Genomic DNA, 22,894 nt, shown 5'->3' with positions numbered 1-22,894 from the left:
TTCATGGCAAATAGGATTTGGGAACGTGTCTCAAGTCAGATAGAAGAAAGTATTCGCAAGAGCGAATACGCACCCGGAGACAAGCTTCCAACAGAAGCTGAATTCTCCCGGAAGTTCATGGTCAATCGCCATACCCTGCGGCGGGCATTGTCCCATTTACAAGAGATTGGCTTGATCGAAAGTACACAAGGGAGAGGCAGTTATGTCCGCCGCCCCGCCATCCGGTACACGATCGGCAAGCGGACCCGATTTTCTGACCAAATAACGAACCAGTCTATCTCTGCATCCACGAAGACACGCCAAGTCATCGTCAAACCCGCCTCTCGCGATGTCGCGAAAGCCCTGGAAGTTCCCCTTGGAAGCAAGGTCATCGCGGTCAGCCGGATTGGGTATGCCGGGGACATCGCAATTTCGATGGCGGCCCACCACTTCGACTTCCATCGCTTTCCAACATTCCAAAAGGTCTATCCGGACCATCGCAGCATTACCCAGACCCTGATCCATTGCGGCGTATTGGATTTTACACGCAAGTGGACGGTGGTGCGATCTCGACTTCCCGGACCTGAAGAGTGCGCACAACTCAATATACCGAAGCATGTCCCGCTCATTCTGACCAAATCACTTAATGTCGATCCGCTCGGCAAGCCGCTCGAATATGGAGAGGCTGTCTTTGCGTCTGACCGCATGGAACTGGACATCGCTCCGACGGAAGAGCCCCCCGAAGACTATTAAGATCAGCTATCAGGAACAGGATTTCAGATGGAAACGCGCATTTCCAATGCCAAAATTGTAACGCCCACAAGCATTATCGAAAGCTCCCTGGCGGTTGCCGAGGGAAAGATCCAGGCTATCGAACCAAATGGCGCAGGAGTGGATTTTGACGGTGACTATCTCATTCCCGGATTGGTCGACATTCACACAGACAATCTCGAAAAGCATTTCTACCCACGCCCCGGCGTTGACTGGGATGCTCAGTCGGCTGCCATTATTCACGACGGTCAATGCGTTTCTGTCGGCATCACAACTGTCTTTGATAGCCTGTCAATTGGGTCATGGTCCGACAATGAAGCGCGCTACCTGGAGAATATACTCAAGCTTGTTGAGGGCTTGGAAGCCGCCGACAACGAAAAGCAACTGCGCGGGAGCCACCTGCTACATTGGCGTTGCGAAACATCGAGTCCGGTTCTTGAAGACTTGATGAGCAAATTGGTACCCCATCGGCTTACACACCTACTCTCCGTGATGGACCATACGCCAGGCCAACGACAGTATCCTGACATTGAAAAACACAAAGCGCGCTGGAAGGCACACCTTGGGCTGACCGATGAAGAAGTGGATGCGAGGGTCGCCAATGCACAGGAAAAACAGGCCAAATACACGCCAATGAATCGCTCAGTCGTCGACAAAGTCGCGAAGGAACGGAAGCTAGCCTTGGCAAGCCATGATGATCAATTGCCTGAACACATTCACGATGCTCTGGCAATTAACGCAACGATCGCAGAATTCCCGACGACACTGGAGGCAGCGCGCTTAGCCAAAGACAATAACATGACTGTCGTCATGGGCGCCCCAAATCTCATGCGCGGGGGGTCTTATTCCGGGAACGCATCTGCCGCAGATATTGCCGAAGAAGGGCTCCTGGACGCCTTTGCCTCTGACTATGTGCCAAGGTCAATGATCGAAGCCGCCTTCCGTCTCTCGAAAGCGCCATTTAGTTGGTCCCTTCCCGAAGCCATTGCGACCGTAACCAGCAATCCAGCCGAAAGCGTCGGCTTGTCTGATCGTGGGCGGATCGAAGAAGGCAAGCGTGCAGACTTTGTGCGGGTAAAAGTCAAAGATGGACGCCCATTGGTGCGCGGTGTTTGGGTATCAGGGGAGCGTGTGGGCTAGACCTCATATGGAGCAAGATGGCGCAGACATGGCGTATCGCCACTTACAATACCTGGAAGTGCGATGGCCTTTACCGTGATCGTTTGAACTGGATGGGGCTGCGCCTGCAGGCGCTAGCTCCTGACATTCTGTGCCTACAAGAAGCCTTCGATTGCACGGAGCGCAACGCAAATACAGCACGGCACCTGTCGGGCGTTTTGGGCATGACCGCAGAAGTCTTGTCTGCACGGCGTAAACACCGTGCGTTTGAGCAAGACAATCGGATGTCCAACTCCAGTCTCGCCATACTATCAAAGCACGACATGACTCGTAAGCCAGACATGAAACTCGCTGAGCATGAAGACGACAGAGACCGATGGGCGATGCAGGTGAATGTCTCGACGGGCCTGGGCTGGAGATTACGCATTGTGAATACGCATCTCACACACATACGCGGCAAAACGGGTGACCTGGTCCGAAAGTCCCAGGCCGGACAGCTCGCGAGTATCTGCACCCCGCTGGATCGCGAAATTGTGATCCTGTGCGGTGACCTGAACGATGATTGGCATTCAGAATCCCTCTCCGCTGTGCGAAAGCTTGAATGGCTGAGGGCGCAGTATGAAGTAGACGGCGGAACCTGGCTGGGCCCACGCGGAAGTGCACGTTCTCTGGACCGTAGAATTGATCAGGTCCAAGCGGTCACCAAGTCCACTGGCGGAGTCAATGTACTAAGAAGGTTCCCGGCGCTTAACACGCCAGTTGGGCAAGGCGGAGAGTATGCCAGCGATCATGCCGCCTTAGTCATTGATCTTGAACTTCGTCCACCGCACCAAGGGGCAGTGTGATGGCAGACGGATATCCCACTACCAGCACCAAGAAATCAGATGCTTATCCGGGAAAGTCTGTCGGATGGAGAGACGTGCTGGGACTTTGCGCACACTATTGGAAACAACAAGAACGACTGCTTGGACTGATCCTCGCCGTGATCCTGGTACAAATTCTGATAGATCTCACCATTCCGATTACGTCTGGCCTTTTGGTTGACCGGGTCATCGCAGCCCTGAATGAGCAGGCAGAATTCGGGCCAGCGTACCAGGCTTTGTTCCTGCTTTCCGGCGCTACGATCGGCTTCCATTTTTTCCGTTGGATCCGGTTTCACCTGCTGCACCATTTTCTGACCAAATCCATGGACCAAATGCTCAGAGATGGCTTCGCCAAAGTTCAACGCTTTTCCGCAGATTGGCATGCCACCACATTTGCAGGCGCGACGGTACGAGAGCTCACACGCGGCAAATGGGCTTTTGACTCGATGACCTCGATCCTATGGAATAATTTCTTTCCCATTCTCCTGAGTATTTGCGGTTTAACTGCGTTGATCGCTTATCGCTTTCCTTTCATCGGATTGATGTTCGCGATGGTTGTAATCTTCTACACCGTCACAGCTGGTCTCATCGCGACCTTTTACGTACGCCCAATGAATATCAAAGCGGCGACGTCCGATAGCGCGATCGGGGCCTCAATGGCCGACACCATCATGAACAATCCTGCTGTGACTGCCTTTGGCGCAGCCAGTAGAGAAGACGACCGTTTCCATGGATTGACCGAGCGTTGGCGCGGATTCTGCCGCCGGGCCTGGAACCGCGGCGCGGACATGTTTTTCATCCAGAAATTCATCTGGGCAGTGCTGCAGTTTTTCCTGGTCCTGGCTTTCATCCACATGGTTCGAATGGGCCGTGCCTCGCCAGGTGATGTGACCTTTATCCTGACAGCAAACCTTTTGGTAGGATCATATCTGCGTGCGATTGGCGATCATATCCGAATGCTGCAGCAGAGCTTCAGCGAAATTGCCGACATCGTCGAAATCATACGCAGGCCGGTTCAGATTGCGGATGCTGAAGGCGCTAAGGCGATCCACCCAGAAGCCGGCCAAATTCAACTCGAAAATGTCACTTTCGGATATGAAGAGGGTGCGCCCATTCTTTATAAGGACTTTTCCTTGTCAATTGGTGCAGGCGAGATTGTCGGCTTGGTCGGCCCTTCTGGTTCTGGCAAATCAACCTTCGTCAAATTGATTCAGCGCCTGTACGATGTGAATGACGGGGCCATCAGGATCGATGGAAAGGACATCTCGCATGTCGACCAAGCTTCGTTACGCCGGTCGATCGCTTTGGTGCCTCAAGACCCCTACCTGTTTCACCGCTCATTGGCCGAGAACATTGCGTATGGCCGGCCGGATGCAACATTGGAAGAAATCCACAAGGCTGCTCATAAAGCACATGCAGCGGAGTTTATTGAAGCGCTGCCGCTTGGCTACGAGACCCTTGTTGGTGAGCGCGGTGTGAAGCTCTCTGGAGGCGAGCGCCAACGCGTGGCGATAGCGCGCGCCTTTCTTGCCGACGCACCCATTGTCATCTTCGATGAGGCCACATCCAGCCTGGATACAATTACAGAGAAGCACATCCAGGATGCGATGGCGGAGCTGATGAAAGGCCGCACCACGATCATCATCGCGCACCGGCTTTCAACGGTTCGTGATGTTGACAGGATTCTGGTCTTCGCCAAAGGCAGCATTGTCGAACAAGGCAATCACTCAGAACTCATGCGAGTCCCATCAGGTCACTATCGCGCCCTTCACGACCTGCAGATGGAAACAGAGGGGGTGCTGTTGTGAGTGCCGACACCACCTCGACTGCGGCTTTGCATAAACCACGCAAACCCTATCCGCGCCTGAAAACTACGGCTTGGGACATGCTCGCTTTACTGGGGCGTTACTGGTTGCGCCGCCCGCTTCGCTTTTTCCTTTCGTGTGCGATCGTGATCGGAATGGTGGCTGCGGATATTGCGATGCCAATGGCAGCTGGCGCAATGGTCGACAGGATCGTTGAAGCCATTATTGGCGAAGGAGACATGTCAGCTGCACACTTTGCGCTGCTCGTGTTTGCTGGGGCTGGCGTATTTGGATTCACACTTCGGTGGATACATTCGCGCGTTTGGAATGGCATGGCCGCTGCAAATATGCGCGAGCTGCTCGCTGAGACATTTGAGCGGGTTCAGCGCTTCTCATCCGATTGGCATGCCAACACATTTGCTGGTGCAACGGTCCGCAGGGTTACACGTGGCAAGTGGGCCTATGATGCGATGTCTGACATATTCTGGGTCCACTTCTTGCAACTCGGATTGGTGGTCGGCGGCATTACGCTTATAATGCTCCTGCGGTTTCCAATTGTAGGCTTGCTGTTCCTTGTAACCGTCGTCATCTACATCGCAATCTCGACCTGGCTGGCAATCAAGTATGTTCGTCCTGCCAATGTGAAATCGGCAGAGGCTGATAGTGCCATCGGCGCTTCCATCGCAGACAGCATCACGAACAACGCTGCGGTCAAAGCTTTTGGCGCAGAACACAGGGAAGACGGATTGTTCAGGGGCGTAGTCGGACGCTGGTCTGGATTGGCCAGGAATTCCTGGAACCGCGGACAAGACCTGGCGGCTGTGCAACAACTGCTGTGGATCGCGTTACAGCTCTCAACCATTTACGTTCTGATCGAACTGGCAAAAGCAGGTCAGGCAAGTCCCGGGGATGTGACGTTCGTACTGACCGTCAACTTCATGCTTGGTGGCCGGTTGCGGCAAGTCGGCGACCATATTCGCCAGTTGCAACGCACGACCAGTGAGTTTGCCGACGTAGTCGATTTTCATAAGCGTCCACCGCAGGTCAGGGACATGGAAGGTGCGGTTGAAGTTGTACCATCAGGCGGGCGGATTGAGTTCGACCACGTGACTTTCGCTTACGGCCAGTCAGCGCATGCGATATATCAGGATTTCTCTATCGACATTCACCCCGGGGAACGCATCGGTTTGGTAGGGGCATCGGGGGCCGGAAAGTCGACCTTCGTCAAGTTGATCCAGCGGCTTTATGATATTGATAGCGGCGAAATCCGGATTGATGGGCAAGGCATTGACAAGGTCACTCAGGCCTCCCTTCGCCGGGCCGTGGCTCTAGTGCCGCAGGATCCACTACTTTTCCACCGTTCGTTGGCGGATAATATTGCTTATGCCCGCCCTGGAGCGAGCCTTCACGAAATCACAGAAGCTGCTCGAAAAGCCAGTGCGGACAAGTTCATCGATAACCTCGAATTCGGACTCGATACGTTGGTCGGAGAGCGCGGTATCAAACTGTCCGGGGGTGAGCGTCAGCGGGTCGCAATCGCACGCGCATTCCTGGCTGATGCGCCTATTGTGATATTTGATGAGGCTACGTCCAGCCTGGATACAATTACTGAAAAACATATTCAGGATGCGATGGCTGAACTCATGGATGGGCGCACGACCATCATTATCGCACACCGTCTCTCCACGGTACGAGACGTTGACCGCATCCTGGTATTTGAAAATGGCTCCATCGTCGAACAAGGCTCGCATCAGACCTTGTTGCGTAACGACAATGGGATTTATCGCGCCCTGCACGACATGCAGGCAGACGTCTTGGTTTAGAGGATAAGGAACAAGATGATCACTGTGTATGGCCGGCCGGACAGTTCCGCCGTTGCGAGAGTCATGTGGACCATAGGCGAGCTTGGCCTCGAATATGAGCGTGTAGATTGGGGCGGGGCATTTGGCGGCAATGATGAGGCTGAGTATCGTGCTATCTGCCCATCCGGAAAAATTCCTGCGGTCCGCCTCGGGAATGGTGAATCATTGTGGGAATCCAACGCGATTATCCGCTACCTTTGTGTGAAAGACCAAACGCACAGATTTCTCGCTCAGGCCCCGCTGGCGCGCGCAAAGACAGAGGCATGGATGGATTGGTCTGGTGCGTTTCAAACCGCAGTTTCAAATATCCGAAAGGTTTACAAACCCGCTGATGCGACACAAGCGAGTGGTCTGCCTCCCGAAAAGTGGTCCGTTATTTGAGTTAGTTCCGGCTTCAGATATGGAGCTGAGACATGGGCAAGAGAGCCAAGCCTGAAGAGATTATTGCGAAACTGCGGGAGGTGGAGGTTCGCCTCGCTCGCGGTGAGACGGCAGCTTCGGCGGCGCGAGCCGTTGGTGTGACCGAACAGACCTACTACCGCTGGCGCAAAGAGTATGGCGGCCTGCAGGTCGACCAAGCCAAGCGCATGAAAGATATGGAGAAGGAAAACGCCCGACTTCGGCGCGCAGTCTCTGATCTCACGCTGGACAACCAGATCCTTCAAGAAGTCGTGCGGGGAAAGTTCTAAGCCCTTCGCGTCGTCGTGCTGCAGTCGATCACGTGGTGGAAAAGCTTGGCGTCTCCGAACGCCGGGCCTGCCGTGTGATCGGCCAGCACCGTTCGACCCAGCGCAAGCAGCCCATACGGCGAGACGATGAGGACGCCCTGACATCGGCGATTATCCGCCTGGCCGAACGGTTCGGCCGGTATGGCTATCGCCGGATCACGGCGCTCCTCAGAAATGATGGCTGGTATGTGAACGAGAAGCGGGTTTACCGCATCTGGCGACGGGAGGGGCTGAAAGTGCCGATGAAACAACCAAAACGCGGTCGTCTCTGGATGAATGTTGGCTCGTGTGTGCGGCTGAGGCCGGCGCACAAAGGCCATGTCTGGTCCTATGACTTTGTGCAGGACCGCACCCGTGATGGACGTGTGTTCCGCATGCTGTGTGTGGTCGACGAGTTTACACGGGAGTGCCTCGCCATCCGAGTCGAGCGAAAGCTGAACTCACGGGATGTCCTCGACACGCTGGGTGAGCTGTTCGTTCGGCATGGGCCGCCGGAACACATACGCTCTGACAATGGCCCTGAGTTCATTGCAACAGCCCTCCGTGACTGGCTTGAACGGATCGGAGTGAAAACGCTGTACATTACACCGGGATCACCTTGGGAAAATGGCTACTGCGAGAGCTTCAACTCCAAGCTCCGCGACGAGCTTCTGGCGAGGGAAATTTTCTTTGATCTGCGAGAGGCGAAGATCCTGATCGAAGCCTGGCGCCATCACTACAACACCGCCCGTCCGCACTCTTCGCTCGGCTATAAGCCACCCGCCCCAAAAGCCGTCTTGCCCGCAGCGTTCATGCCGCCTTACTATAGGGAGGTGGCAGCATGAACGCTGCTACTTTGAAACCGCCGGGCTAATAAATCTGGTGGATCACCCCTGTGGGGCAGGCCACATATGGTCGGGCATATTTATGGCTGCCCATTCCTTGAGCGAGGCATGTGCCTGTTTGAGGCTGAACGACCGAAGCAACGCACCTTGCAGGCCATGTCCACAGACGCAAATGCGATCCAGCTTTTTCTGCGCCAGGATGCGCAGCGCCTCCCTACCCCGTTGTTGGCAGCTATCGGCACTTTCCCAGCCATTTATTGACAATTCAGGCGCATTGAATGTTGCCGTGACTTGAGTCTCATAATCCTTAAGAAAACGGCCTCTTTGGAGTTCGGCGAAGCGCTCATCGACTTCCACTGATTGATCTTCACCAAATAGCCGCTTCGCAGTTTCCCGAGCTTTGACTTCAGGACTGGTGACAACCAGATCGAAGGACAAGGCTTGTACAAATACACGAATACTGAGCTCGTGATGAGCTACGTCCGGCTCCAGCACCCAAGACTCCGCGTGCTGGCTTGGATCGCTGACAGTTGGACAGTGACGAATGAAATGAACAAGCATGTTGTCTTTCAGTTGCCGGAAAGGTCGGACTCTAAGCCCAATTCAATAGATCGCACATCCTGTTGCTGTACGTAAGGACAAGATAGAACCGGTGTAGACAAGTCCTGGGCTTAGGTGAGCTTTCTGGCACATCCTGACATTTCAACGTCACGGACATGGACTACCCGTTAAGCCTTCTGTCAATGGAGGCACGCCTACGATGCGCTTTGTTCTGATCCTATCTTCGATTTTCGCGATCTTCTTGAACTCGGCCCACGCAGACCCCGGTCACCGTCACGGCGATACGATGCCACCATGGCAAGAAGCAACAGGCTGGCCAGACCGGATCGTGGTCACGCTTGCCGATACCCCACAGAACCGGTTTTCGGTGACCTGGCGTACGGATGAGAGTGTGACAGAAACGATCGCTCAAATTGCTGTCGCAACCGAAGACGCACGTTTTGATCTTGCGGCGACAACAGTTTCAGCGCGTACAGAGCCGCTAAACCCGGCCATGCCCGAATTGCAAGGTACTGTATATCAAGAACCCATGAATGCGGGTTTGCCTGCCGCCCACTTCCACTCCGTTACGTTCTCTGACCTGCAGCCTGACACGGTCTATGCCTATCGCGTTCGTGGGGTCCGGGGCGCTTGGAGTGAGTGGTTCCAGACACGCACTGCTGCTGAAACCGGACCCGTGAAGTTCATTTACGTTGGTGATGCGCAGAATGGTGTGATGTCACATTGGGCGCGTCTTATTCGTGCAAGCTATGCTGCCGTCCCGGATGCAGATTTTATCCTGCATGCAGGGGATTTGGTGAACCGGGCATCAAGAGACTTTGAATGGGCGGAATGGTTTAAAGCCGTCAGTCACATTCACGGTATGGTTCCGGCACTTCCTGTGGCCGGGAACCACGAGTATGCCCGGCTCGGTCTTTCACCCAATCAAACAGACCGGGTGTTGTCGATTTTCTGGCGCCCCCAATTCACGTTGCCGATTGAAGACAGCTTACCACCGGATCTGCATGAGGTGGTCTATGACATGCGCTATTCTGAAGATCTGCACGTGTTCATCTTGTCCACCCAGAACAGCAACATTCAGGCTCAGGCGAAATGGCTGGATACACAACTATCCAATAGCACCGCGACGTGGAAAGTCGTGTCTATGCACCATCCCATTTTCTCTTCGGGACGAGGCCGTGATAGCGAAGCGCTCCGAAGTGTCCTGCTGCCTGTGTTAGAGCGCCATTCGGTTGACCTTGTGCTTCAAGGGCATGATCACACATATGCGCGAGGCGCTATAGGACAGACCCCGGAACGCCTTGGCTGGCGCGACACCGGCGGACATGTACAGACAATGTTTGTGAACTCTGTCAGCGGTCCAAAGCAATACGAGTTCCAGGATTCGGGCTGGGACATGTATGAGGGCTATGACGTTGAACTCGCCCGGCGTGCGGAGAATACGCCTTTCTATCAGATCATCACTGTCGATGGCGACACACTGAACTACGAAGCGCGCACGGTGCTCGATCAACTGTATGATGACTTCGAAATGCGCAAAACCGGAGGCATCAAACAGATCACGCGTGGAGCGACTTCGACCATGTCAGAGCGGTCCTACCAAAACACAGGTGAGTATCCGGGGGTAAATGATCTCAAATAGAGATCATTTACTTCCGCGCTGGCGATACCAGCCGAAACTGGTATCGCACCGAGGCTAAGACAACACGACAAAAGGCGCTCTTCCCTAGATTTGGATAGGAGGCAGAGTTGAAATTACGCCTGCTCGCAGCATTATCAACCTGCCTTTGTACACATGCGCTGGCACAAGCCCCATCAGACGCTCCGATTATTTATGAATCGGATTACTTTGAGCGTTTCGTCCCGCAAACAGCCCTCGATATGGTTGAACGGGTACCCGGCTTTAACCTCGACCAAGGAGAAGACCGACGCGGCCTCGCCGGCGCGGCGGGAAACGTCCTGATCGATGGCCGGGTGCCTGTGGTAAAGGGGCAGAGCATTCGTGGATTTCTACGGCGTATTCCAGCCTCTACAGTCGAACGCCTTGAATTGATCCGTGGGTCTGGCACCAGCGCATCCAATGCCCAGACAGTACGGGTAAACATAGTACGCGCTACAGAGGGCGGTTCGGGGGTATGGCGCACAACGTTTGATTATGCGGAAGATGATCGCATTAGTCCTAACGTTGATGCCAGTTGGACGGGTCGCGTTGGACGGGTGGAATACCGTGTATCAGGCGATTACCGAAAATCGCATGATCCGCGCACCGGTACGGAATTGATATTCGACGAAGCGGGTGTTCTAGACGAGCGCGAAACAGAACAACGTGTTCGCGATGATGATCGCATAGGCGTTTCAGGTGAAATCACCATCCCGTTTGAGACGAGTGAGCTTCTTCTTGTGGGCGCCTTCAACACGAGAGACGAAAAAGCGAGCGAAACAGCCCGGATCTTTTCAGCATTGGGAGTAAGTGATGATCTCGAACTTGTGCTGTCCGAACAGGAAAATGAAAGCAGAGAACTCTCGGCCACATACTCTCAGCATATCGCTGGCTGGGATAGCGAGTTATCAGCATTGATGCTTTTCGAGCAAACCGAAGACCGACAAGCTGGTATCGACTTCGATACTGGTGGCGGTTTTGATAGCCGCACTGTGGAGGTAGAAAAACTAGAAGAAGCCGAAGCCATTTTACGTACCCAGGCTGCGCGCGGACTACGCAATGGTACTATAGCTATCGAGGGAGAGCTCGCCTTTAACACGCTTAAACAGTCCTTACGTCTCACTGAAGACGAAGGGGATGGACCGCTCCTCGTAGACTTGCCTGGAGCAAACACCACCGTGGAAGAAAGCCGGGGTGAATTTGGTGCAACACGGGCGTGGGAAATCGCAACCAATTGGAGCATTGAAGCCGGTATCGCTTTCGAAGTTTCACGTCTCAGTAATGAGGGTGACTTCTCCGATGAACGCGATCTTTCATTTTGGAAGCCCTCTATACAGGTCACACGTAAGTTGGGAGAGCAAAATCAACTGCGCTTTCGTATCTATCGCGATGTCGATCAACTCGACTTCGAAGACTTTGCGGCCGGGGTCGAATTGGACAATGAGGATGTAGTCGCAGGCAATTCCGACCTACGACCAGAAACCTCGTGGCGTGCCGAATTTGTAGCGGACTGGCGCTTCGGTGAAGGAGCTTTGGAAATCTCCGTGTTTGGATGGGATGTTGAATACGCTCAGGACTTCGCATTGATTGAAACCGAGAATGACCGATTTGATACTCAACGAAACATTGGTGATGGTACCATCTACGGCCTGAATGCACGTGCAGAAACGCCGATAAAGTTCGTTCCTGGGTCAACGCTGGCCATTGGGGGGCATTGGCAGAATAGCGAAGTGGAAGACCCCCTGACCGGTAACACCCGCAAGCAATCAGGAACACCGGACACAAATTTCGAATTCGAATTCCGCCAGGATATTGAATCTCATGCCTTTGCCTGGGGCGTGGACTTCGAGCGTGAAACACAGGCGCCCGAATTCCGGTTCGACCGTGTCACAGAAAGCCAAAATCAGGACCGCGCGCGTCTATGGGTGGAAACCACGGCCTTCGGCAATTTCAAGATTCGCCTGGCGGCTGACAATGTGACCGGATCACGACAGACCCGTGATCGCATTCGATTTGATCCCGACCGATTGGGGGCGTTAAGGCAATTTGAACACCGGGAGAGAGATCCCGGCACGGGCTTCAGCCTACGACTGCAAGCTGCCTTCTGAGACTGGCTCCACCAACTATACGACAGATTTGTTGACTGAGTGCCTCGGTAATCGACATGTGACTGTCGCATTCGGGGCTTACGCTTCCATATGAGGAGGATCGCCCTATGAGCCCATTGCAGAATATTTCCAAGCGCACCCTGTTGAAAGCGATTGCCGCCAGCAGCTTCCTCACGCCGGAGTTGCAAGCCCTCGCACAGCATGGAAATTATCCGAAACTGCTGCTCGGGCCGATGCTCGGACCACCTACACCAACCTCAGTCAGTCTCTGGGCTATGGTCAATGGCGTGTACGACGTGGTGATCGAGTATGCTGACAATGATGTCTTTCAAAATCCCATTCGCACAGAACCGCTTCGTGCAACGCAGGACAATCTGTACATCGTCCGGCCAGTCATAGAAGGGCTCAGCCCAGCAACAAACTACTGGTATCGTTTTATCGTCAACGGACGTGGTCAGGAAGGGGGGTATCCTTTACCAATGGGCCGCTTTAAAACAGCGCCGGGTTTAGGACGGGCACAAGACTTTACAGTTGGATATGGCTCTTGCGCCAACTTTGGCTATGACCAGGTTCAGGCGGTCTGGAAAGCTGTATCTGCCAACCTGCCGGACCTGTTCTTCAATCTGGGTGACAATATTTATTGCGACTCATTTGAGCCTTTCGTTCTCGATTTCGAATATCAGCGCCAACGCGGCGTTCACAACTATCAGCATGTCGCACGGAACATACCACAACTTGCCATCTGGGATGATCATGATTTCGGTCTGAACGATCATGACCGAACCAATCCGATCAAAGAGAACGCTCTGGCAGCGTTCAAGCGCTATTGGATGAACCCGTCTTATGGCCTGCCTGAAACGCCTGGCGTGTTCTTCTCCTATCAATACAGTGCGGTCGATTTCATATTCACCGATGGACGCTATTATCGCGACCCCAACTCAGATGAGGACACACCCGAAAAGACCATGCTAGGCAAAGTTCAGCTGGAATGGCTGAAGTCGCAATTGAAAGCGTCGAAAAGCGTATTCAAAATTCTTGCATGCGGCAGCGGGTGGTCAAAGAATAAAGGCCCTGGCGGTGATGCGTGGTCAGCCTTTTTGCACGAGCGAAATGAGCTATTCGACTTCATCCGGGATGAAGAAATCGAAGGCGTGATCCTGATCTCCGGTGACACCCACATCGGCGAGTTCAACTGCATTCCTTGGTCAGAGCACGGCGGATATGACCTTTATGACCTGGTCAGCTCACCGATTTCCAGCCGGCAATCGCACAGCTGGCTCAAACGCGAACCAGAAATCCGTTTGCGGACACCGCCTTATACTATAGGGCCGAATGTCGGCTTCATGAATTTTGACTTTGCGGATGAACCGTCAATGACTTGGTGGCTTTCAAAGCCGGATGGCAAGCCGACATGGCCCCCCGCAACGTTTAAGCTCAGCCAACTGAAGAACGGCGTGTCCTCATGGCGAAGCTTTATGCAGACATAACTCCTCCCACGCCATGATCATTCACATCAACAGTTACCCAGGGGTCGGAAAACTGACGATAGCGAAAGCTCTCACAGTAAAGCTGGGCGCGAGAATTTTGGATAATCACTCCGTATACAATGTGGCGTTTGCGCTGACTGACTTCAAATCAGATGCGTTCTACGATACTGTCCGGGCAGTGCGTGCCATTGCTTATCAGCGCGTTACACAACTGCCGCCAAATGTGCCTGTCATTCTGACAAACGCGCATGCGCAGGATTCCAAATGGGGAAATGAATGCTGGGATGCAGCCATTGAACTAGCGAAAAGCTGCGGCCGCCAGCATGTGGTTGTTCTGCTTGATTGTTCTCGTGAAGAAAATGCCCGGCGTATCCGGGGATTAGACCGTGAGGAAATGCGAAAGCCGCGCGATCCGGGTATGTTTCGTCAAGGCCCGACTGACCGGGTACTAATCGAACGTGGCGCCAATGCGCTTTTACGACTCGATGTGACAGATCTGACAGCAGAATACGCTGCAGATCACATTGCTACGTGGTTGCAAACAATATCTGCAAAAGCCTGAGGCCTGAATTAGAGAGTCAGGTTGCTGCCGAAAATCGATACCTAATCTTCTCCATATGGCCATGGCCTTAGGATGGCGATGGAGGGAGATCAAAACGAAATAAAGGGAAAGCAATTCGAACTCTCGCTACCCCCTCTGAGAATCGCCATGACTTGTGATCTTGTTCAACCAACAAACAGGATACCACTATCAAGTGGGTATTTGTGGAACCTCACTGCACACGCAGCGCACACAAAGGCACATAATCAGTTGTTTTTATTTTATTTTGTTCCCAATCCATCATCGGCGCAATGGAGAAAGTATAATTCAAAGGCATGGCGGAAATCACTTGGGGGCGGCGGATTGGAACGAGTGCGCCTTCTAGCGGAAATAAGTGGCCTGTGCATATTCTTCGCTGCACAATCGCGTTTCCCTACCGTTCCAAAAGTCACAGGCACAAGGCTTGCAGCTGGTTCTACATGGTTTCCATCGACCCATTCGCTTTCCATTTTGACGCTCATGTGCCGGATCACACGATTGTTCGGATCATGGATCATGCGGATGTTGCCGCACACTCCGGCATGCTGAGCACGGTGGATATCCAACGGCTTGCCATGCTCAAAGATGCGGGAAAGCGCCGCGATCTTGAACGCTCGCTGATCGCCGTAAAGCAGGAATTGGCGGATCTGACGGGAAAATCCGTCTCCCAAGTAGACTTGACGCACGATAGCAAGGGTGCCCCTGCCCTTTCATCCTCACCCGGCGTGCACATTTCGATTTCCAGGACCGCAGGCTGGTCGGCCGTGGCAGTGTCGCGGCAAAATGCCTTGGGGATCGATATCGAGCATATGCGTCCTGTCGACTGGACGTCTATGCAGAACATGGTGTGCACGTCGGAGGAAACGGCATTTCTGTCCAGGCTGGGAGCTGATGCGCTCCCCGCCTTCTATCGTCTATGGACCGCAAAAGAAGCTGTGATGAAAGCCGTCGGCGAAGGATTTCGTATGGGCGCGCGAAACCTGAGTCTTCCCGATGCGTTCCTGACAGGAGCAGACCCACACGCTACCATTTCGACCGGACACAGAGTCTTCAGCGTAGGCTGCACTCATCATGATCATCTCATGGTCAGTTTGGCGACCGCCACAGACTAGACCCGATCTTCCAGAGCAAGACTGAAGGGACCAACTTCATACACCCGAAGCCCATCGCGCCACAGACTGCCGCGAGCCGTAACCAGATATCCGTTTCCCCGCTCTTCAATCGAGGTGATTTCCATTACGGATACGACCTCTTTCTTATCGGGCGTTACCTGACCTCTATAGCTCCATTTGAAGGGTGCGCCGGTTGCGATGGTTTTGAAACGCGGACTGCTCATCCCCTGATCCATTCCCTTGAGCAGGATGGCACGCGCAAGAAGCTGCGAGAGGGCATCGAGACCAAGTGAGCCTGGCTGAACTGGATCCTGATAAAAGTGCGCCTTGAAATACCACGCATGAGGATCAACCACCTGTCGCCCTCTTATCAGACCAAGCCCCGCTTCGCCACCCTCGGCATCAAAATAGTCAACGCGGTCAAGCATGCGAAGCTGGCCACTGGGCAGGCGTTTCTCGATCCTCTTCGTCTTCACATTCTGGCCTGGTAGTTCGAACGCGTCTCGGAAATGAGGTTTGTCTGACAGGCCCGCCTGCCGCGCCAGTGCGGCAGCCGGGAAGAAACCAAACTGGGTCGTCAACTCCAGGACAGGCTCACCGCTGGCCAAGCTTACCTTCACGGCAAATGTAACAATCGTCATTGGCCCGACACGGGAGAAAGCAGTCAGCTCACTGTCGACAACCAATGTGCCGTCTTTTGGTCTCAGTTCACGGTGAAGGACACCTTCGCCTTCCAGGTTTCGGAATTTGAGGTCCCCAGAGAGCGCGAAACCACAATGGCTGGCCAGCCAACCGCAAGGCTGCAGTGCAATCTCGGACAGAACTGCAAAAGGCATGGCGCCATTGCGATTGTCGTGGAAGTACCAGGCATCTGCTGGAATGTCATATTCCGCACGAACCCGCGCGCCTTTTTCCGGAACTCCCGGACGCGTCGACACATCCAGAACACGCGTCATCATATGATAGGGGTCCTGAGGCAGGCGCGGCACGATACCTTCCCGGTCGAACCGATTATACATGTCGCCAAAAGCTGCTGACGGCGCACCATTGGCGCAATCAAGCAAGGCTGCATGATCTCCACGACTCTCGCCCTGAGGGCCTGTCCGGATCGGGTGTTCAGCGACACGAGGCACCGGCCAATCCCTGCGCAAGCGCAGACCAAAGCGCGGGCAATGGAAGACCTTCTTGCCATCGGAGCTCGCCAATAAGGAGGCGTAGATTTCGGGGGCCTCGCCATCGACGATCTCATCGATGAACACTTCATAAGTCACGTCATGATCTGCATCCGGAATGACCTGTCCCCGGCACACGAACTTCGCCATATGCCCCGGCACTGGCTCAAAGACATAGCCATCCCGTTCGGTTAGCAGGCCCGCCGCCGCTGCGTAGAACTCCAGCGTCTGAACAGCCGCCTCTGCCATCAGGGTCCCCGGCATGCAGGGATCATTGTGGAAATGACCGTCGTAGAACCAGGCGTCCTTCGGCACATGCGCGCGAGCCTTGAGATACCCCCTGCCCCATGGGCCTCCATGTGGATCGAACATCTCCACATCATCGAACAGGGCAAGACGATCATCAGGCAAGCGATGCGGACGAGAGCGGGCTGCTGCCAGTTCGAACCCATCACCGAAGCAGGCCCATGCATCACCGGCCCGATAGGCTGCGATATCTCCGGCAGTGAAAGTGCGCTTGCGGCTGGCGCCCTCCGCCTTGAACTCAGCAGGCTGAGCGGTTGGTGGCGCGTCCTTTGTGGCATCCCACATGACGCCTTTTCCGGACGCAAGTTCGTCATCGCTGAAGAAACCAGCCTGTCCATTGCGCACCGAGAAGACGCGACGATCACCCGCCAAACAATCGTATTGGAAGAAGAACATCCGCACGCCAGCCAATGTGGCGTGACCCGTTATCTCGATCTGAAAGCGTAGCGTTTCGCCAGGCTCCGGCAGGCCTCCGTCATGGAATGTGATTTCACACCCAAGCAGGCGGTAGACACGGTCATTCTGGTTCTTGAAGTCTGCCCCCATCCAGCCAATCAAGGTCAAATCCGCCTGGCCACTTTCAATCAGCGGCCCCGGCCTGATGCGACCGTCATGGATGAACCACTGGTCCCCAGTCAGATCCGTTTCGGTCCAGATGACACCCGTACTCTCCACCCCTGCTTCAGCGTCGATTCCGGTAATCCGGTTGACTAGCAGCAAGGGCGGCGCTGGCAGCCGGACTTGGCGGTCGTACGTATCCTGCTTCCTGAAGCTTTTACCAAAAAACTCCGACATTTTCTCGCGAGCAGATTTCTCAATCTCCGGATAATCCCAGTTTGGTCCCACCGGCGTACGCGGCAGCAAGGGCTCTGTACCCGCAATCACCTTGCGGGGCGGCGGTAATCGCCGGTCCGACGGAGGCGGCGCAAAGTGAACTGGCTCATCCATCGTCGTAGCGGGACTTGATGGAGGGTAGACAATATCAGAGAGCGCAGGTGCTGCGGGCATCCTGAAGGATGATGCAAGCGGGGGAACGATTGGCGGCGCGTAGGGGACCGGCCGAGTGAGTGGCCAAGCTTCGGGCCGCCTTGACGCATTGCGCCTCGCTGCGTCCAGTGCCTCCGCAACTGGCTTCATCTTGATGGCGCGTCCGTCCGCGAACAGGAATGCCACCAACTCCGCAATCTGGGACAGGTCAGCAGATTCGATCCGGTCTGTGGCGACAGCCTTGAACTGCTTGCCTTCAAGAATGTTCGCCAGAGCAGATGTCAGTGTGTCTCGTGGGCCAATCTCCACGAATGTTCGTATACCATCCTTCCATGCTCGCTCGACTGTGGGCGGAAAGTTTACCGTATCGACGGCCTGCCGGGTAAGCATGTCTGCTGCCAGTTCGCTTGTGGGCTCATAGGCTGCATTGATGGCGTTGGCATAGAGACGAACGTCTTTCCCTTTATGTAGCTTGCGCGTGTGCAGACGCCGCCAGGTTTCTGCGAATGGTTGCATCGCCTTGGCATGGACGATGAGGTGCTGATGCATCTTCGCGCCACTGCCGGGCCCCAATGCTGCGCAAACCTGTCGGCAGGCTTCGGCTGGGCCACCAATCATGCAGTCGGTCCGCGAATAAATGATCGTGATCTCGACACCGTCATGTTTCGTGACTTCTGCTTTTACGGCCTCAACCGGCGCCTGTACCCGCCAATTCGTCCAGTCCGCTGGAACGTTCGGTCCCCAGGCCTCTTTCGCAGTCTCGAAATCTCCTCCGATGTGACGCTCGTACATGGCCGCGTCAGAAATCTCGTCCAGCAGTGCGCCGGGATCTCGCCAGAATCCAAATGCGAACAGGGCATTGCTCTCGCCAAGCGACAGTCCGAGTGCGGCATCCGCTTTCAGGCCGAGTATATCCTGCAGAAGGATCGCGTGTGCCTGGCTCAACAAGGTACCGGCGCACAATTGTTCAAATTCGCTCAGACTGGCGCGCGCCAACAATGGTGCAATCTCTTCAGCCTTGTCGAGTTTTGACAGGCGCTGACGCAATTCCGGAAATGCTGAAAGCAAGCCGCGTCCCATACGCGGATATACGGCGGCCGATCCAGTAAACATGAAAGCCAGCTCACCTTCGGGCTTGCCCTCACCAAACTGAATGCCCTCCCCGTCTGGAATTTCATCCTGCTCCAGCTGTTTCTGTACGGATTTCTGCCGCTCCCGAAGCGCGTCTTCTGTCGGCGCAAGAATTGCGATGCGGCATTTCCCTCTGCCCCCCGCCTTCCCCGATGCAATTCGACTCGCGAGCGTTGCCTTGTCCTTTCCGGCAGCCCAATACAAATATGGCGTCGGTCGCAAGGCATCCGGCACAGGCCTGGCGTCTGCAGGGCAGAAGGAGAGCGCGCCTGTACAATTCGCAGGCGTCGAGCGTGCTACAGTTTCCAAGGCCTCTGGCGAACTTCGCAGATCGGGAATTGCCCCGCCAGCCGTCAGCAATTGGCCGCGCGCGGCCAATTGCGCGTTTAGCGCCAGATCGAACACGACAGATGCACACGGAGCGACTCCAAACACCTCGTCCAAGACGCTTCCAGTAGAGGCTTGTGTTCTGGTCCAATCAACAAACTCTATTGATCCGAAACTATGATCCTTGGCAGACGCTGCGTCATCCGCACGCTTGAGCACTAGCGCAGCAGCCTGATCACCCGGCTGGACCGTGACTCCAAGTTCAGCCAAAACTGACACTCTGACCGGCTCCGCCGCGAAGTCTGCCGCCGCAACAATTACCATATCCAGCCGCGCGCTGCCGAGCGCCTCAAGGGCGAGATCAAGCGCGGCAAGGCCGGATGCCGCTTCCGCCGACACCGAGAACCCCATGCCATGAAAATCGTGAGCGTAGGTAACGCGATTGGCCGTCATGTTCGCCATCGCCCCCAGCACTGTTGAGGCTCGTAATGGCGGCGCCACAGCAGCCTCGGCTTGCACCAGCGCATCAGAATTCGAGCGCAGGGCTGTGAGCGCAGACAGACGCTCTCTCAGCAACCAACGCGCAGAGTCCGACGCGCACCCCATTGCTGTGAAGATGCCGACGCGCTGAGGATCGACAGGCGCTACCGAGGACAGTGCCTCCTCAACCACATCCAATATCGCCAGCTGTTGCGGCTCGGCCTCAAGCAAATCCATTGGGGGTGTGCGAGCAGCTCTGGGGTCCGCGCCAATCTTCCGGCAAGGCCCGACGGGTTTCAACGGAGAATTCATGATCCTGCGCGTCACGGCGTCCGCACCGCGATCAGTTCCGGCCATGAGACCGGTGCCGCAAATCACCACTTGTGGACGTACGGATACGGGATCGATCGGCTCTCTTTGTTTCGCATTTGGATCATACTGATCCAGGATCAAATGGGCATTATTGCCCCCAAATCCGAAATTGCTGATCGCAGCTCGGCGGACACCGCCTTTCATTTTCCAAGGCGCGGCATTCTGGACGACGGTGAGTCCGCCCTCCTGAACTGGTCCGATCAAGTCCCCGGCGACCGGCGTTGGCGGCAAGCTCTCACGTTTGAAAGCTTCGGTCAGCTTCAGAAGACTGGCCAGCCCAGCCGCCGTGATCAGATGCCCGGTATTTGCCTTCAATGAACCAATGGCGAGAGTCTCATTGTCGGCGAACATTTCGGTGGATGCCTGCACTTCGACACCATCACCCGTCGGTGTCCCGGTCGCATGGCACTCCAGATAGGACACACTGGCCGGGTCCAGTCCAGCCATGTCATAGGCACGGCGCATTGCTTCTCGCTGACCATCACCAGAAGGTGCCAGCAACCCTTTGCGTCGGCCATCATTGGACAGACCAATGCCACGGATCACGCCATGAACCCGGTCTTTCTTGCGGACGTCTGACAAACGCTTCAAGACAACCGCCACCGCCCCCTCAGAGGGTACAAGTCCGTCCGCCCCGTTTACAAATGGACGGGATTGCCCGGTCGGACTGAGCGCTTTCAAAGCATCGAACCCGATATGCAGGATAAGATTGTCCGCTGCGTTCACGCCCGCTACGAGCGCGCAGTCTATCGCTCCCGACTGCAACCTGCGGCAGGCGATCTCCAGCGCATAAAGCGAGGAGGCACAAGCCGCATCAAGGGAAAAGGCCGGACCTGACAATCCCAGAACATCAGCAATCAGGTGTGGCGGAAGGGACGCGTTCAACGTCGCTCGCGGATTTTCGGCCTTCTGCCCGGCCCAGAATTCGGCTGCATGTTCCGCGTGCGCCATAGACGGATAGGACAGGTTCGCGACGAACACGCCGCCCTTCCCCTTGCGAACTTTTGGTGTGCGCGCGTCAGACCATGCGTCCAGCGCAGCGCGCAAGGTCCACCCACAAACCGGATCAGCAAGCGCGGCTGTCTGCCAGGACTCGGAGGCGTCATTCGGACGGAAGGCTGCTTCGAACCCATCAACGGTTCCGGACACATATGCGCGGGAGAGCGCTTCCGACTCAGACAACCCCAGATGATTGGCCGATACTGGCCCGTACACGATGCGCTTGTTGAACACGATATCGCCGAGCTCTGCCGGGCTCATTGCGCCTGGCAAGACACACCCCTGTCCGACGATTGCGATCGGTTCGAACTGGTCTGACATACTCATCCTGCCCACTCATCCCCGATCAGAAGCTCAACTTCACTTCGTTCACCCTGCAGGATTTGATCAGCGAAGATACGTGCGCCATCTTCCAGACCGATCAGGGAAATACCACGCGAAGCAAAATGACCCGCAAGAGACGAGTCGACCATGCCGCCAGCCCAAGGCCCCCAGCAAAAGCTCTTCACAATGGCGTCAGGCAAATCGGCAGAGAGCTTTCTCGCCATCGCGCCCAACCAGGCATTCGCCATAGCGTAGTCACTCTGTCCGACATTTCCGAATACGGCCGATGCGGACGAGAAAAGGCCGACATAGCGGAGCTGTGATAGATCGATAGCTTCTAGCAACATGGCCAAGCCTTCAACCTTCGGCCCGAAAACATACGCGACATCTTCGCGGGATTTCTTGAGAGCCAGCCCATCCGACAGCACCCCTGCCCCGTGGACGAGTCCTGTAATGGAGCCATACTGTTGTGAGACTTTCGCAATGGCGGACTGGATACTCGCACGATTTGACATGTCGGTGCGTAAATACACTGCTTGCGCGCCGGACATCGAAATATCGTCCAGCGTCTCTCGAATCTCCTGACCCGCCAGCAGAGCTTTCGCCTGTCGATCGACGTCCGGAAGCGATGGCGTCTGACCGCTCGCGCGAGCGACCGAAATCAGCGCCCCGCGCAACTGTTTCATGTCGCTTGTAACGTCCATCCCTTCTGGCCACGGGACAATGTCTGAGCGGCCCGCGAGCACAAACACTGAGCCGGACTGTCTGCGAGCGAGCTCTTTCACACACGCCGCGGTTACGCCGCGCGCACCGCCTGGAACGAACCAGACATTTGACGCTTCGACGACGGCTCGGCTCAATCGAGGTGCTTGGTGAATTGCTTGAATGGCCGCTCCTTGCCGTGTCAAAACCGCGTCAGACAAATCGGTACCCAGAGCGGTCGTTACCAAATCGGCCCACCCAGTTACGCGTTCGCCAGCGGGCAAACTCCACGTCACCACATCATGGTTCGGCCATTCCTGACGCAAAGTTCGCGACAGTCCAGACAGCCCACACAATTGATCAGCAGCCGCCTCAGAAGACGGCTCCAACATGATTATCCGAACGCCGCGGTCATGAAACTGCCGACACAGATTCAAGGCCTGCCAATGCCGTTCCGTGACAGGAAGACCTGAATGCCCTTCCGTGAGGATGACAGTGCGAAAGTCATCAGATGCCTCGCCCAGAATCCCTGCCTGCGCACCTTGCGACTGCAGGAACTCGACAAGGGCATATGCAAGCTCCGGCGCCGCACCCGATACTGCGAACGGCCCCTGCGCAGCGATATCGACAACCCT

The 22,894-nt window shown here is 55.4% G+C and carries 15 protein-coding genes; 12 read left to right on the top strand and 3 right to left on the bottom strand.

All coding sequences use genetic code 11. The annotated features are described in order from the left end of the window. The first annotated feature begins 3 nt into the window (after positions 1–3). The 7 genes from phnF (at position 4) to HF931_RS06200 (ending at position 7,951) form a co-directional block, all read left to right on the top strand. Positions 4–732, top strand: a complete 729-nt coding sequence (gene phnF, locus HF931_RS06230) for a phosphonate metabolism transcriptional regulator PhnF (RefSeq protein ID WP_273242492.1) — start codon at positions 4–6, stop codon at positions 730–732. A 27-nt stretch (positions 733–759) separates the two neighbouring features. Next, the gene (locus tag HF931_RS06225) at positions 760–1,890 is read left to right on the top strand and encodes an alpha-D-ribose 1-methylphosphonate 5-triphosphate diphosphatase (protein WP_273242490.1); all 1,131 of its coding nucleotides are present in this window, start codon (positions 760–762) and stop codon (positions 1,888–1,890) included. A gap of 17 nt (positions 1,891–1,907) precedes the next feature. Further along, positions 1,908–2,714, top strand: a complete 807-nt coding sequence (locus HF931_RS06220; RefSeq protein ID WP_273242489.1) for an endonuclease/exonuclease/phosphatase family protein — start codon at positions 1,908–1,910, stop codon at positions 2,712–2,714. Next, positions 2,714–4,540, top strand: coding sequence for an ABC transporter ATP-binding protein (locus HF931_RS06215; protein ID WP_273242487.1), 1,827 nt, complete (start codon positions 2,714–2,716; stop codon positions 4,538–4,540). The genes HF931_RS06220 and HF931_RS06215 overlap by 1 nt, the downstream gene beginning before the upstream one ends. Continuing rightward, positions 4,537–6,360, top strand: coding sequence for an ABC transporter ATP-binding protein (locus tag HF931_RS06210; protein WP_273242484.1), 1,824 nt, complete (start codon positions 4,537–4,539; stop codon positions 6,358–6,360). The genes HF931_RS06215 and HF931_RS06210 overlap by 4 nt, the downstream gene beginning before the upstream one ends. 15 nt (positions 6,361–6,375) lie before the next feature. Continuing rightward, entirely contained in the window at positions 6,376–6,780 is a 405-nt protein-coding gene (locus HF931_RS06205; protein WP_273242483.1) for a glutathione S-transferase N-terminal domain-containing protein, read from the top strand. A 32-nt stretch (positions 6,781–6,812) separates the two neighbouring features. Then, positions 6,813–7,951, top strand: a protein-coding gene (locus HF931_RS06200; protein WP_273239771.1) for an IS3 family transposase whose coding sequence is annotated in 2 segments (ribosomal slippage) — positions 6,813–7,071 and positions 7,071–7,951 — 1,140 coding nt in all. Because the reading frame shifts where the segments join, the coding sequence is not laid out codon by codon here. 42 nt (positions 7,952–7,993) lie between these two features. On the opposite strand, the gene HF931_RS06195 is transcribed toward HF931_RS06200, so the two are convergent. Then, the gene (locus HF931_RS06195; RefSeq protein ID WP_273242480.1) at positions 7,994–8,512 is read right to left on the bottom strand and encodes a histidine phosphatase family protein; all 519 of its coding nucleotides are present in this window, start codon (positions 8,510–8,512) and stop codon (positions 7,994–7,996) included. Positions 8,513–8,711: 199 nt separating this feature from the next. Between HF931_RS06195 and HF931_RS06190 the strand changes: the two genes are divergently transcribed. From HF931_RS06190 to HF931_RS06170, 5 genes are all read left to right on the top strand, one after another. Beyond that, positions 8,712–10,154, top strand: a complete 1,443-nt coding sequence (locus tag HF931_RS06190) for a purple acid phosphatase family protein (protein ID WP_273242478.1) — start codon at positions 8,712–8,714, stop codon at positions 10,152–10,154. A 107-nt stretch (positions 10,155–10,261) separates the two neighbouring features. Beyond that, positions 10,262–12,280 carry a TonB-dependent receptor plug domain-containing protein gene (locus tag HF931_RS06185; protein WP_273242476.1) on the top strand — a complete coding sequence of 673 codons (2,019 nt, stop codon included), beginning with the start codon at positions 10,262–10,264 and terminating at the stop codon, positions 12,278–12,280. 143 nt (positions 12,281–12,423) lie between these two features. Continuing rightward, positions 12,424–13,767 carry an alkaline phosphatase D family protein gene (locus HF931_RS06180; RefSeq protein ID WP_273242474.1) on the top strand — a complete coding sequence of 448 codons (1,344 nt, stop codon included), beginning with the start codon at positions 12,424–12,426 and terminating at the stop codon, positions 13,765–13,767. 13 nt (positions 13,768–13,780) lie between these two features. After that, on the top strand, positions 13,781–14,329 hold the full coding sequence (locus HF931_RS06175; RefSeq protein WP_273242473.1) for a P-loop NTPase family protein: 549 nt from the start codon (positions 13,781–13,783) through the stop codon (positions 14,327–14,329). Between the two features lie 458 nt (positions 14,330–14,787). After that, positions 14,788–15,459: a 4'-phosphopantetheinyl transferase family protein gene (locus HF931_RS06170; protein WP_273242470.1), complete on the top strand. Its 672-nt coding sequence runs from the start codon at positions 14,788–14,790 to the stop codon at positions 15,457–15,459. On the opposite strand, the gene HF931_RS06165 is transcribed toward HF931_RS06170, so the two are convergent. Then, complete coding sequence (locus HF931_RS06165) at positions 15,456–21,560, bottom strand: beta-ketoacyl synthase N-terminal-like domain-containing protein (protein WP_273242468.1); 6,105 nt, start codon at positions 21,558–21,560, stop codon at positions 15,456–15,458. The genes HF931_RS06170 and HF931_RS06165 overlap by 4 nt on opposite strands. Next, positions 21,557–22,417 (bottom strand): SDR family NAD(P)-dependent oxidoreductase, encoded by an 861-nt coding sequence (locus HF931_RS06160; protein WP_273242466.1) that lies wholly within the window; start codon positions 22,415–22,417, stop codon positions 21,557–21,559. Before HF931_RS06160 ends, HF931_RS06165 begins: the two co-directional genes overlap by 4 nt. Positions 22,418–22,894: the final 477 nt, after the last annotated feature.

Source organism: Hyphomonas atlantica corrig., assembly GCF_017795365.1.
Lineage (GTDB): Bacteria > Pseudomonadota > Alphaproteobacteria > Caulobacterales > Hyphomonadaceae > Hyphomonas > Hyphomonas atlantica.
Note: the sequence above shows the minus strand (reverse complement) of the source record. Positions and strands in the feature narration are given on the sequence as shown.

Bases quoted from the DNA above. Each gene is read 5' to 3' on its own strand.
- HF931_RS06225 (WP_273242490.1), top strand. From the start codon at position 760: ATGGAAACGCGCATTTCCAATGCCAAAATTGTAACGCCCACAAGCATT.
- HF931_RS06220 (WP_273242489.1), top strand. From the start codon at position 1,908: ATGGCGCAGACATGGCGTATCGCCACTTACAATACCTGGAAGTGCGAT.
- phnF (WP_273242492.1), top strand. From the start codon at position 4: ATGGCAAATAGGATTTGGGAACGTGTCTCAAGTCAGATAGAAGAAAGT.
- HF931_RS06175 (WP_273242473.1), top strand. From the start codon at position 13,781: ATGATCATTCACATCAACAGTTACCCAGGGGTCGGAAAACTGACGATA.
- HF931_RS06165 (WP_273242468.1), bottom strand. From the start codon at position 21,560: ATGAGTATGTCAGACCAGTTCGAACCGATCGCAATCGTCGGACAGGGG.
- HF931_RS06170 (WP_273242470.1), top strand. From the start codon at position 14,788: ATGGTTTCCATCGACCCATTCGCTTTCCATTTTGACGCTCATGTGCCG.
- HF931_RS06205 (WP_273242483.1), top strand. From the start codon at position 6,376: ATGATCACTGTGTATGGCCGGCCGGACAGTTCCGCCGTTGCGAGAGTC.
- HF931_RS06215 (WP_273242487.1), top strand. From the start codon at position 2,714: ATGGCAGACGGATATCCCACTACCAGCACCAAGAAATCAGATGCTTAT.
- HF931_RS06195 (WP_273242480.1), bottom strand. From the start codon at position 8,512: ATGCTTGTTCATTTCATTCGTCACTGTCCAACTGTCAGCGATCCAAGC.
- HF931_RS06190 (WP_273242478.1), top strand. From the start codon at position 8,712: ATGCGCTTTGTTCTGATCCTATCTTCGATTTTCGCGATCTTCTTGAAC.